This is a genomic window from Actinosynnema pretiosum (assembly GCF_002354875.1).
GTDB classification, from domain to species: Bacteria; Actinomycetota; Actinomycetes; order Mycobacteriales; family Pseudonocardiaceae; genus Actinosynnema; species Actinosynnema auranticum.
The window spans coordinates 1,867,467-1,878,943 of sequence record NZ_CP023445.1; the positions used below are offsets into that span (position 1 = coordinate 1,867,467).

Below are 11,477 nucleotides of genomic sequence, written 5' to 3' on the forward strand. Positions count from 1 at the left end.
TGACCGGTCGCACCCGTTCACGGTTGCTGCTCGTCGTGTGAACCACACCGCTCGTCGCCCGGTGGCGGGGCCCGCCCCGCCATCGGAGTTATCCTCGGTGCCTAGACACCCGAGGAGCGTGTTGAGCCAGGACACCGAACCCACTGCCCCGACGCCGCCCGTGCCAGGCAGGGCCCCGTCGGCGACCAGGCGCGTGCGGGCCAGGCTCGCGCGCCGCATCACCGCCCAGCGGGCCGCGCCGGTCAAGCAGGTCCTCGAACCGCTCGCCGCCGTGCACCGCGACCTCCACCCCAACGCCGACCTGGCGCTGCTCCAGCGCGCCTACGACGTGGCCGAGGAGAAGCACCGCCCGCAGCGCCGCAAGTCCGGCGACCCGTACATCACCCACCCGCTCGCGGTGGCCACCATCCTGGCCGAGCTGGGCATGGACACCACGACCCTGGTCGCGGCCCTGCTGCACGACACGGTCGAGGACACCGACTACTCGCTCGACCAGCTCCGCGACGACTTCGGCACCGTCGTGGCCCTGCTGGTCGACGGCGTCACCAAGCTCGACAAGGTCAAGCTCGGCGCCGCCGCCGAGGCCGAGACCATCCGCAAGATGGTCATCGCCATGGCCAAGGACCCCAGGGTCCTGGTGATCAAGCTGGCGGACCGGCTGCACAACATGCGCACCATGCGGTTCCTGCCGCCGGAGAAGCAGGCCCGCAAGGCCCGCGAGACCCTGGAGGTGCTGGCCCCGCTCGCGCACCGGCTCGGCATGGCCACGGTCAAGTGGGAGCTGGAGGACCTCGCGTTCGCGATCCTGCAGCCCAAGAAGTACGACGAGATCGTGCGCCTGGTCGCCAACCGGGCCCCGTCCCGCGACACCTACCTCAGCGGCGTGATCAACGAGCTGAGCGGGCACCTGGAGGGCGCGCGGCTCACCGCCAAGGTCGAGGGCAGGCCCAAGCACTACTACTCGATCAACCAGAAGATGATCGTGCGCGGCCGGGACTTCGACGACATCCACGACCTCGTGGGCGTCCGCATCCAGGTCGACGAGGTCCGCGACTGCTACGCCGCGATGGGCGTGGTGCACGCGCTGTGGCAGCCGATGCCGGGCCGGTTCAAGGACTACATCGCGCAGCCCCGCTTCGGCGTCTACCAGTCGCTGCACACCACGGTCATCGGGCCGGACGGCAAGCCGCTGGAGGTGCAGATCCGCACCTACGACATGCACCGCACCGCCGAGTACGGCATCGCCGCGCACTGGCGGTACAAGGAGACCAAGGGCAGCCACCGGGGCAAGAGCGTCGAGGTCGACGAGATGGCGTGGATGCGCCAGCTGCTCGACTGGCAGCGGGAGGCCGCCGACCCCGGCGAGTTCCTGGAGTCGCTGCGCTTCGACCTGGCCGCGCGGGAGATCTTCGTCTTCACCCCCAAGGGCGACGTGGTCACCCTGCCGACCGGCTCCACCCCGGTCGACTTCGCCTACGCCGTGCACACCGAGGTCGGCCACCGGTGCATCGGCGCGCGCGTCAACGGCCGCCTCGTCGCGCTGGAGCGCAAGCTCGAGAACGGCGAGGTCGTCGAGATCTTCACCTCGAAGGCCGAGGGCGCCGGTCCGTCGCGGGACTGGCTCTCGTTCGCCCAGTCCCCGCGCGCCAAGGCGAAGATCAAGCAGTGGTTCGCCAAGGAGCGCAAGGAAGAGGCGATCGAGGTCGGCAAGGACGCGATCGCCAAGGAGGTGCGGCGGGTCGGCCTCCCGCTGCAGCGCCTGGTGTCCGCCGACGCGATGGGCGCGCTCGCCAAGGAGCTGCACTACCCGGACGTGAGCGCGCTGTACGCGGCGGTCGGCGAGGGGCACACCTCGGCGCGGCACGTGGTGCAGCGGTTGGTCGCCCAGCTGGGCGGCGTCGACCACGCCGAGGACGAGCTGGCCGAGCGGTCCACGCCGTCCACGGTGGCGCGCAGGCGGGTCACCGGCGACGCGGGCGTGATCGTCAAGGACTCGTCGGACGTGTGGGTCAAGCTGGCCCGCTGCTGCACGCCGGTCCCCGGCGACGACATCCTCGGGTTCGTGACCAGGGGCGGCGGGGTGAGCGTGCACCGCACCGACTGCACCAACGCCGACGAGCTGCTCAAGACCCCGGAGCGGCTGCTGGACGTCGAGTGGGCGCCGTCGTCGTCCTCGGTGTTCCTGGTGGCCATCCAGGTCGAGGCGCTGGACCGGCACCGGCTGCTGTCGGACGTGACGAAGATCCTGGCCGACGAGAAGGTCAACATCCTGTCGGCGTCCGTGACGACCTCGCGCGACCGGGTGGCGGTGAGCCGGTTCTCGTTCGAGATGGGCGACCCGAAGCACCTCGGGCACGTGCTCAAGGCCGTGCGCGGCGTCGAGGGCGTGTACGACGTCTACCGGGTCACCTCGGCGTCCTGACGCCGGACCTCCCGAGCACGGCGAAGGGGCGGGGCCGCAGCGGCCCCGCCCCTTCGGTGTTCTGCGAGCTTTCCACCCGGACGGGTGAGTCGAGCGGGTTCCCGTCGACGCCGTCGCTCCGGGAGGACCCGCCCCCGCGCTAGGCGGTGGTCGCGGTCTTGATGTCGACCGGGGTGTTCGGCTTGCCGTCGCCCGCGCCGCTGTCGGTGCCCGCGTTGGCCACCTCGTCCACCAGCTTCAGGCTGTCCGCGTCGACCGTGCCGAACACGGTGTAGCTGGCCGGGAGGCTGGAGGCGTCGCCGTAGACGATGAAGAACTGGCTGCCGTTGGTGTTCGGGCCCGAGTTGGCCATGGCCAGCACGCCGCGGCCGTAGGTGATCTCGGGGAACACCTCGTCGTTGAACTTGTAGCCGGGGCCGCCGGTGCCGGTGCCGGTCGGGTCGCCGCACTGCAGGACCTGGATGCCCTGGGTGGTGAGGCGGTGGCAGGTGGTGTCGTTGAAGTAGTTCTGCTTCACCAGCGACACGAAGCTGTTCACCGTGCACGGGGCCAGCGAGCGGTCCAGGGTCAGCTTCAGGTCGCCGATCGAGGTGCCCAGCGTCGCGGCGACGGTGCCCTCGGAGGAGACCTGGCCGTTCTCGGGGGCCTTGGCGCCCGGCTTCGCGGACTCGCCCTCGGCGGCGTACTCGCAGCTCACCTGCGGGGCCAGCGGCGTCGGGCGCTTGATCGCGGCGTGCAGCTCGGTCGGGATCGACGCGGGCTTGTCGCTCTGCGGCGCGGCCGACGAGCTGGCCGCGGCGTCCGTGGTGTCGGAGCCGAAGTCGGAGGTGGCGAGGAAGTACACACCGCCCGCCACGAGCAGCACCACCACCGCGGTGGAGATCACCGCCACGACCCGGCGCCGCTTGTCGCGTTCCACCCTGCGCGTGATCTGGCGCTCCAGCTTCCGCTTGGCCTGCTCGCGGCGCTGCGCGTTGTTCGGCACCTGCACCCTCCCTTGAAGTTGTGCCACTGGGTCGACGGCGACGACCGGACCGCAGTCTAGGGGGATCGCATATGACTGGCGTGTGGCGGATAGGCTGGTGCACAGGCGCACGCCTTTCCCGCGCCGCTCCGCAGTACGTTTCGCAGTACGTTCCGCAGCGAGTTCCGCAGTCGGTCGAGCGCAGTCGATCGAGGTAGTCCGAGAGGGGTCCTCCCGTGCTGGTGATCGGGTTCCCGACCGGCGCGCTCCAGGCCAACTGCTACCTGGTCGCGTCCGAGGCCGGTGGCGCCTGCGTCGTGGTCGACCCCGGCCAGGACGCGCTGGAGCCGATCGCCGACGCGGTCCGCGAGCACCGGCTCTCCCCGGTCGCGGTGCTGCTCACGCACGGCCACTTCGACCACTCGTACTCGGTCGCGCCGGTGTGCGACGGCGACGACATCCCGGCCTGGGTGCACCCCGCCGACCGGGCGATGCTGTCCGACCCGCTGTCCGGCGTGAGCGCCGAGACGCGCGCGTTCTTCGGCGGCAGGCTGGAGATGCGCGAGCCGCGCGAGGTCAGGGAGCTGTCCGACGGCGCCGAGCTGGACCTGGCGGGCCTGCGCTTCACCGTCGACCACACCCCCGGCCATACCGGCGGGTCGGTGATGTTCCGGTCCGGCGCGCAGGAGGGCGGGCGGCTCGTGCTGTCCGGCGACACCCTCTTCGCCGGGGCCATCGGGCGCACCGACCTGCCGGGCGGGGACCACGGCGCGATGCTCGGCTCGCTGCGCCGCAAGGTCCTCACCCTGGACGACGACGTCGTCGTCCTGCCCGGCCACGGACCGACCACGACCATCGGCAGGGAGCGCGCGAGCAACCCGTTCCTCACGGAACTGATCCGCGACGACGACGCGCCCGCCGCACAGCGCAGAGGACTGTAGGGACCAGCAGTGACCACCCCGTTCGCCGCCCCGAAGGGCGTTCCCGACTACTTCCCGCCGAACTCCGCGGCGTTCACCGCCGTCCGCTCGGCGCTGCTCGGCGCCACCGCGCGCGCCGGGTACGGCTACATCGAGCTGCCCGTCTTCGAGGACACCGCGCTGTTCGCGCGCGGCGTCGGCGAGTCCACCGACGTGGTCAGCAAGGAGATGTACACCTTCACCGACCGCGGCGGTCGCTCGATCACGCTGCGGCCCGAGGGCACCGCGGGCGTCATGCGCGCGGTCATCGAGCACGGCCTCGACCGGGGCCAGCTGCCGGTGAAGCTCGCGTACGCGGCCCAGTTCTTCCGCGCCGAGCAGCCGCAGGCCGGGCGGTACCGGCAGTTCCACCAGGTCGGCGTCGAGGCGATCGGCGTGGACGACCCGGCGCTGGACGCCGAGGTGATCGCGATCGCCGACGAGGGGTTCCGGGCGCTCGGGCTGACCGGGTACCGGCTGGAGCTGACCTCGCTGGGCGACGCCACGTGCAGGCCGCAGTACCGGGAGAAGCTCCAGGCTTTCCTGGCGAAGCTGCCGCTGGACGAGGACACCCGGCGGCGCGCCGAGATCAACCCGCTGCGGGTGCTCGACGACAAGCGGCCCGAGGTGCGCGAGCTGGTCGCCGAGGCGCCGCTCATGCTGGACAACCTCTCGCCGGAGACGCTGGAGCACTACGAGCGGGTCAAGGCGCACCTGGGCGACCTCGGCGTGAAGTACGTGGAGAACCCGCGGATGGTGCGCGGGCTGGACTACTACACGAAGACCACGTTCGAGTTCGTGCACGACGGGCTGGGCGCGCAGTCCGGCATCGGCGGCGGTGGGCGCTACGACGGGCTCATGGCGCAGCTGGGCGGGCAGGAGCTGTCCGGCGTCGGGTTCGGGCTCGGCGTCGACCGGGCGCTGCTGGCCTGCCAGGTCGAGGGGCTGGCGGTCGGCGACGCGACCCGGTGCGACGTGTACGGGGTCCCGCTGGGGGACGCGGCGCGGTCGCGGCTGGTCGGCGTCGGCGCCCCGCTGCGGGCGGCCGGGGTGCGGTACGACATGGCGTACGGCGGCAAGGGCCTGAAGGGCGCGATGAAGGGCGCCGACCGGTCGGGGGCGCGGTTCGCGCTCGTGCTCGGGGAGCGGGACATCCAGGCCGGGGTGGCGCAGCTCAAGGAGCTGGCGACCGGTGAGCAGCGGGAAGTGCCGCTGGACGACGTGGTGACCGAGGTGCGGAGGGCGCTGGGCCGGTGAGCGACGGCGACGGGGTGACCGGGGCTGCGGGGTCCGGGGGTTCTTCGGGGTCTCCAGGTCCCGCGGGGCCGCCCGAGCGCATCCCCCTCGACCTGCTGGACCCGGCCACGGTGCGCAAGCGGTCCCGGATGGTCGCGGTGGGCGCGCTGATCGTGGCGGGCGCCTTCGGCGGTCTGGTGGGCCTGCTGGCCGGGCGGACCGCGGGGTTGGTGACGGCGGCGATCTTCGGCGTGCCGCTGCTGCTCCTGGCGGTGTCCGAGGCGCGGCGGCGGGTGTGGCTGGAGGGGAGCGCGCTGTCGGTGCGCGCCTACGGCACCAGGGTCGTGGACCTGAAGACGGCGGACTCGCTGGACGTGCTGGTCACGGACACGCGGGGCACGCGCACGGTCGGCCTGTTCGCGCGCGGCGGCCACAAGGCGATCAACCTGGCGCTCGCGCTGTACGCCGGGACGGGCGGTCGGGAGCTGGGCATCTACCCGCTGCGCACCCTGGCCGACGTGCTGGCCTCGCGCGGCGACGCGCAGTCGCTGGCGCTGTCGGAGCTGCTCGTGGCGCAGCTGCGCGCGGAGGCCCGAGGCGCCGCGGCGGCGGACCGGCCGCTGTACCGGCTGGGGTCGCTGGCCCCGTCGGGGAAGCTGGCCCAGAAGCTGAAGCCGGAGGCGATCTCGCGGTTCGTGGCGCAGCTGGACTGAGCCGCGGTCGTCCCCGGTGGGGGCGCGGTCCCCGGACCGCGCCCCCACCGGCGTCTCCGGGGCCGGGTCAGTCCTCCGCGATCCCCCACGTCCCCTGCGGCGGTTCCGGTGACCGGGTCGCCGTCTCGTCCGTCACCGGCCTCGCGCCGCCGGTGAAGCGGGTCAGGGACTCGCCGTGCTCCACCTGGCCGGGGAACGGGTCGCCCGCCGTCCTGCGGATCAGCTCGGCCAGGGGGAGGTCCTGGTTCGACGCGGCGATCACGAAGTTGCCGAAGCGCCTGCCCTTGAACACCGCGGGCTCGGCGATCACGCAGACGTTGCGGAACACCGACCTGATCGTCGCGATCTGGCCCCGCGCGAACGCCCGGTCGCCGCCGTCGCCGATGTTCGAGCTGTACACGCCCCGCGCGTTCAGCGCCCGCGCGGCCAGCTCCACGTACTCGCGCGAGGTCAGGTGCGCGGGGGTGCGGGCGCCCGCGAAGGCGTCGGTCACGATCAGGTCGAAGGTGTCCTCCGGGGCCTTCGCCAGCACCGCGCGCGCGTCGCCCCGCCGCACCCGCACCCGCCAGTCCCGGCGCAGCGGCAGGACTCCGCGCACCAGGTCCACGAGCGCCTCGTCGATCTCCACGACCTGCTGCGACGACCCCGGCCTGGTCGCGGCGATGTACCTCGGCAGGCTCATCGCGCCGCCGCCCAGGTGGACCGCGCGCAGCGGCTCGCCCTCGTCGGCCAGCAGGTCCGCCAGGTGGGCGATCCGGCGCACGTACTCGAACACCAGGTTCGCCGGGTCGTCCAGGTCCACGTGCGACTGCGGGGTGCCGTTGAGGAGCAGCGTCCACCCGTTGTCGTAGTAGGGGTCGGGGACGAGTTCGGCGATGCCCGAGTCGACCTCCCTGGTGATGGTGTCGTCGGTCCTGCGCGCTCTGCCCACGCCTGGATTATCCGCCACCCGCCCGGCGGACCCGGCGCGCGGGGTGAGGGGGTCGGACGCCGGGCAGGAGTAGGCTCCCGCACTCGTGAACACCGTGGCTGACGTCCTGATCGCGCTGGTCGCGCTGATCCACGTCTACATCGTCGTGCTGGAGATGGCCCTCTGGAGGAAGCCGAGGGGCCGCGCGGTCTTCGGCACCACCGAGGAGTACGCGGAGCAGACCGCCGTCCTCGCCGCGAACCAGGGGCTGTACAACGGTTTCCTGGTCGCCGCGCTGGTGGTGGCGCTGGTCGCGGACGGGGACGTCGGCTACGCGTTCTCGGTGTTCTCCACGGCGTGCGTGGTGGTGGCGGGGGTGTACGGCGGGTTCACCGTCAGTCGTCGAATCCTCTTCGTGCAGGCCGGACCCGCCTTGGCAGCGCTGGTGGCGGTGCTGGTCGCGGGCTGACCCGCTCCCACTCCTTGCTCGGGTCGTAGCCGTAGCGCAGGTCGCCCGCGATCCGGCTCCTGGCGGGCGGCGGGGTGGGCTCGGGAGCCCGCTCCGCCGCCACCGGCTCGTCGTCCGCGTTCTCGTCCGCGTTCTCGTCCGCGTCGTCGTTCGCGGGGGCGGGCTTCTCGCCGGTCTCCCCGCCGTCCCCGGCCACGACCTCCTCGCGCGCCGCGACGAACGCGGCCAGCGCCGTGGTCACCGGCACCGCCGCGACCAGGCCGACGCTGCCGACCAGGGTCTGCACGACCTCCTGCGCCACGTCCTGCGCGGTCAGGATCGTGCCCAGGTCCTGGCCGGACAGCGCGAACGACAGCATCAGCGGCAGCGCCGCGCCCGCGTACGCCATCACCAGCGTGTTCACCACCGACGACAGGTGGTCCCGGCCGATCCGCGCGCCCGCCGCGTACAGCTGCCGGAAGCCCATCGACGGGTTGGCCGCCCGCAGCTCCCACACCGCGCTGGTCTGCGTCACGGTCACGTCGTCCAGCACGCCCAGCGCGCCGATGATCGTGGCCGCGAGCAGCAGGCCCCTGGTGTCGATGCCGTGGCCGAGGATGGTGACCAGGTTCGCGGTCTGCTCGTCCAGGCCGGTCAGCCGCGCGCCCGCGCCGAACAGGGCGCCCAGCGCGCCGATCAGCGCCAGGCTGACCAGGGTGCCGAGCACGGCGGTGGACGTGCGGGCGCTGACGCCGTGGCTCACGTACAGCGCCACGAACATGATCAGCCCGGCGCCGACGACCGCGACCCACAGCGGGTCCTCGCCCGCCAGGATCGCGGGCAGGACGAACAGCACCAGCACGACGAAGCTCAGCCCCAGCGCGCCGAGCGCGCGCAGCCCGTGCCAGCGGCCGAGCACCAGGACCGCGCCGACGAACAGCAGGGCGAGCAGCGACAGGGGGAGGCCGCGCTGGAAGTCGACCAGCTGGTAGGACAGCGGGCTGGTGGGCTCGGTGCCCGAGTAGGACAGCACCACCTCGTCGCCGACCGACACGGTCGGGGACGTCGGCTGGTCGGGGACCGGGATGGTGACGTCCCGGTCGGCCGCCGCGCCGTCGGTCATCCTGACGGTGACGAGGAAGCAGCCCTCGTCCTGCGGGGCGGGCGCGCCCTCGGGCAGGCCGACCGCGCAGGGGCCCTTCTCCACCTTCGTGGCCTCGCCCCGCACCGGGGTGTGGTTGATCCCGACCTCGGAACCGGTTTTGATCTCCTGCCCGAACGGGTAGAGCACCAGCGCGCCCACGACCGTGGCGAGCACCAGTGGCAGCAGCAGGACCAGCAGGAGCCTGCGGACCGGCGCGGAGGCCGGGCCCGTGGGGGTGTGGCCGTGGCCGTGGCCGTGGGCGGGGAGGTGGTCCGTTGCGCGCACGGTGGCAATAGTGCCAGTGGCGGTGCGGTGCACCGCTCGTAGTCGCCGTCCGGGTGACGGTTTGACGATCATTAGAACGCGTGTTCGAATATAGTTATGCATGAAAACGGGGTGGGCGGGCGCGTGGGCGCGCACTGCCTGGCCGCTGACACGCCCGCGCTCCTGGCGGACGGGAGCACCCGGCCGATCGGCGCGCTGCGCCCCGGTGACCGGGTGTTCGGGACGCGGGACGGGCGTTACTCGCCGACAGTCGTGGTCGCGCGCTCGACCGCGGCGCGACCCGCCTACCGGGTGTCACTCGCCGGTGGGACACAGGTCGTGTCGGGCGCGGGGAACCGGTTGCGCACCGACCTCGGCTGGCGGGCGCTGACACCCGGCGGCGAGCGGCTCCACCTCACGCGCGGGACGCGGGTGCAGGGCACCGGGCGCTTCGCCGCCCCGCCCGAGCGGAACCGGGACTACCGGCTCGGCTACCTGTGGGGCGCGGTGCGCGGCGGGCCGCCGGTGGCGCCCGAGGTGCTGGCGCGGGTGCGCGAGTTCGCCGGTGGCGGGGAGCCGCGCGAGCGGGACCTCGTGGAGTGGCCGACGCAGCTCGGGGACGACTGGGCCAAGGGGTTCCTGGCCGGGGTGTTCGACGTGCGCGGGGCGGCGGTGGGCGGGCAGGTCGTGCTGTCCAGCCCGGACAGCGCCGTGTTCGAGGCGGTCGTGGTCGCGCTGCTGCGGCTGCGGGTGCCGCACTCGGTCGAGGTCCGGGGCGTCCGGGTGACCGGGGCGCCCGCCGAGCGGCTGCGGTTCCTGCACCTGGTCGGGCCGGTGCTGGCGCGGCCCGCCGTGCTGGAGGGCGTGCAGGTCGGCGGGGCGCCCGCGCTCGGGGTCGTGTCGGTCGAGTCGCTGGGGATCGAGGTGGAGATGGGGGCGGTGACCACGGAGAGCGGCGATCTGGTGGTCAACGGGCTCATCGCTTGCGCGGACGGGCGGTGACCTGCGGGTTCGATCACCAGGGGTGATCGGTGGCGGGGCTGGTCCTCGCCGTTCCGCTGGTCGCGGGCGCGTTCGCGCTCTTGTGCGCGGTGGCTTAGCGTACGCTGTACGGCATGACTTTCACGCCGTCCGACGAGGACATCACCTCCGTGCTCGACTGGTTCGCCCGCTGGGACGCGCTGTGCGCTGAGCGCGACCTCGAAGCGCTGGCGGACATGGCGATGTTCCCGGTCAACGCGGTCACCGACGGGTCGGCCGAGTCGTGGGACCGGGAGCGGTTCCTGCGCGACTTCGGCGCGGCGCTGGGGGACGGGGGCGTGGAGCTGCGGTCGACCCGGTCGCCGCTGTTCCTGGGCCCGGACCTGGTGTTCGTGGTGACGGACGCCGAGTTCGGGTCCGGCGCCGAGGCCGGGTCGATGCGCTACGGGGACCTGCTGGTGCGCAAGGACGGGCGGTGGCTGTACCAGACCATGGCGCAGGCCGGGTGGTGACCGCGCTCCGGTGAGCGGTGCGGCGAGCGGGTGACCCTCACCCGCTCGCCTGCCACCGGACGAGTGGTTCGGTGACTGAACGTGTACCGGTTTCACAATCAGTCTTGACTGTTTGTTGTGTGACCCCGAACACTCGGCCGGGTGGCCACCGAGACCAGGCGCCGCCAGGTCGACCGCAGCGCGGACACCCGGCGGAGGTTGTTGGCGGCCACGGTCGAGTGCCTCGTCGAGCACGGCTGGGCGGGGACGACGACGACCGTGGTCGCGGAGCGGGCGGGCGTGTCCAGGGGCGGGCAGCTGCACCACTTCCGCACGCGCGGCGAGCTCGTCGCCGCCGCCGTGGAGCACCTGGGCGCGGAGAGCGTGGCCCACCTGAGGCGGCTGGCCGAGCGGGTCGAGGGCGGGCCCGCGGCCGTGGTGGAGCTGATCGCCGAGTTCTACGCCAGCGACCGGTTCGCGGCGGCGCTGGAGCTGTGGGTGGCGGCCCGCACCGATCCGGCCCTGCGGGTCGCGGTGGTGCCCCTGGAGGCGGCGCTCGGGCGCGAGACGCACCGGCTGGCGGTGGAGCTGCTGGGGGCGGACGAGGCGAAGCCGGGGGTGCGCGAGGCGGTGCAGATCACCCTGGACCTGGCGCGCGGGCTCGCGCTGGCGAACCAGCTGACCGACGACGGCAAGCGGCGCAGGCGCATCGCGCGGCACTGGGCGGGGATGCTGGAGGCGGTGCTGTGAGCGGCGGGGGAGCGGGGGCGGCTCCGGGGGCTGGGCGGCCGGTGGTCGGGCGGCCGGTGGTCGGGCGGTGACGCGGTGGGCGGTGGGCCCGGCGGGCTGCGGGGGCTGCGGCGGTTCTGGTGGCGGGGTGACGGCGCTGGGGCGCGGCGGTGGCCTGGTGAGCGGTGGGCTGGTGGGCGCCGGCCTGGGGGCGAT

Annotated in this window: 11 protein-coding genes; 8 read left to right on the forward strand and 3 right to left on the reverse strand. The window is 73.3% G+C overall.

The genetic code is table 11. The features are described from left to right. Window positions 1–121 precede the first annotated feature (121 nt). Entirely contained in the window at window positions 122–2,422 is a 2,301-nt protein-coding gene (locus tag CNX65_RS08475) for a RelA/SpoT family protein (RefSeq protein WP_096492267.1), read from the forward strand. A gap of 139 nt (window positions 2,423–2,561) precedes the next feature. On the opposite strand, the gene CNX65_RS08480 is transcribed toward CNX65_RS08475, so the two are convergent. Beyond that, complete coding sequence (locus CNX65_RS08480) at window positions 2,562–3,407, reverse strand: peptidylprolyl isomerase (protein ID WP_096497684.1); 846 nt, start codon at window positions 3,405–3,407, stop codon at window positions 2,562–2,564. 215 nt (window positions 3,408–3,622) lie between these two features. Here CNX65_RS08480 and CNX65_RS08485 point away from each other — a divergent pair, with 215 nt between their 5' ends. From CNX65_RS08485 to CNX65_RS08495, 3 genes are read left to right on the forward strand one after another with little or no spacing between them, the layout of a single operon-like run. Then, complete coding sequence (locus CNX65_RS08485) at window positions 3,623–4,327, forward strand: MBL fold metallo-hydrolase (RefSeq protein WP_096492268.1); 705 nt, start codon at window positions 3,623–3,625, stop codon at window positions 4,325–4,327. Window positions 4,328–4,336: 9 nt separating this feature from the next. Beyond that, complete coding sequence (gene hisS, locus CNX65_RS08490) at window positions 4,337–5,602, forward strand: histidine--tRNA ligase (RefSeq protein ID WP_096492269.1); 1,266 nt, start codon at window positions 4,337–4,339, stop codon at window positions 5,600–5,602. Between the two features lie 14 nt (window positions 5,603–5,616). Further along, window positions 5,617–6,294 (forward strand): hypothetical protein, encoded by a 678-nt coding sequence (locus CNX65_RS08495; protein WP_096497685.1) that lies wholly within the window; start codon window positions 5,617–5,619, stop codon window positions 6,292–6,294. Window positions 6,295–6,361: 67 nt separating this feature from the next. Here the strand turns inward: CNX65_RS08495 and CNX65_RS08500 are convergent, their stop codons facing one another. After that, window positions 6,362–7,225 (reverse strand): spermidine synthase, encoded by an 864-nt coding sequence (locus tag CNX65_RS08500; protein WP_096492270.1) that lies wholly within the window; start codon window positions 7,223–7,225, stop codon window positions 6,362–6,364. A gap of 85 nt (window positions 7,226–7,310) precedes the next feature. On the opposite strand from CNX65_RS08500, the gene CNX65_RS08505 reads away from it, so the two are divergent. Next, window positions 7,311–7,673 (forward strand): DUF1304 domain-containing protein, encoded by a 363-nt coding sequence (locus CNX65_RS08505; RefSeq protein WP_096492271.1) that lies wholly within the window; start codon window positions 7,311–7,313, stop codon window positions 7,671–7,673. On the opposite strand, the gene CNX65_RS08510 is transcribed toward CNX65_RS08505, so the two are convergent. Beyond that, window positions 7,600–9,081, reverse strand: coding sequence for a YibE/F family protein (locus CNX65_RS08510; protein WP_232519754.1), 1,482 nt, complete (start codon window positions 9,079–9,081; stop codon window positions 7,600–7,602). The genes CNX65_RS08505 and CNX65_RS08510 overlap by 74 nt on opposite strands. 111 nt (window positions 9,082–9,192) lie before the next feature. On the opposite strand from CNX65_RS08510, the gene CNX65_RS08515 reads away from it, so the two are divergent. The 3 genes from CNX65_RS08515 to CNX65_RS08525 all read left to right on the forward strand — a co-directional run bounded on the left by CNX65_RS08515 (window position 9,193) and on the right by CNX65_RS08525 (window position 11,282). Further along, window positions 9,193–10,062: a Hint domain-containing protein gene (locus CNX65_RS08515; RefSeq protein WP_096492273.1), complete on the forward strand. Its 870-nt coding sequence runs from the start codon at window positions 9,193–9,195 to the stop codon at window positions 10,060–10,062. Window positions 10,063–10,175: 113 nt separating this feature from the next. After that, the gene (locus CNX65_RS08520; protein WP_096492274.1) at window positions 10,176–10,553 is read left to right on the forward strand and encodes a hypothetical protein; all 378 of its coding nucleotides are present in this window, start codon (window positions 10,176–10,178) and stop codon (window positions 10,551–10,553) included. Between the two features lie 141 nt (window positions 10,554–10,694). Continuing rightward, complete coding sequence (locus tag CNX65_RS08525; protein ID WP_096492275.1) at window positions 10,695–11,282, forward strand: TetR/AcrR family transcriptional regulator; 588 nt, start codon at window positions 10,695–10,697, stop codon at window positions 11,280–11,282. The last annotated feature ends 195 nt before the right edge of the window (window positions 11,283–11,477 follow it).

Bases quoted from the DNA above. Each gene is read 5' to 3' on its own strand.
- CNX65_RS08520 (WP_096492274.1), top strand. From the start codon at position 10,176: ATGACTTTCACGCCGTCCGACGAGGACATCACCTCCGTGCTCGACTGG.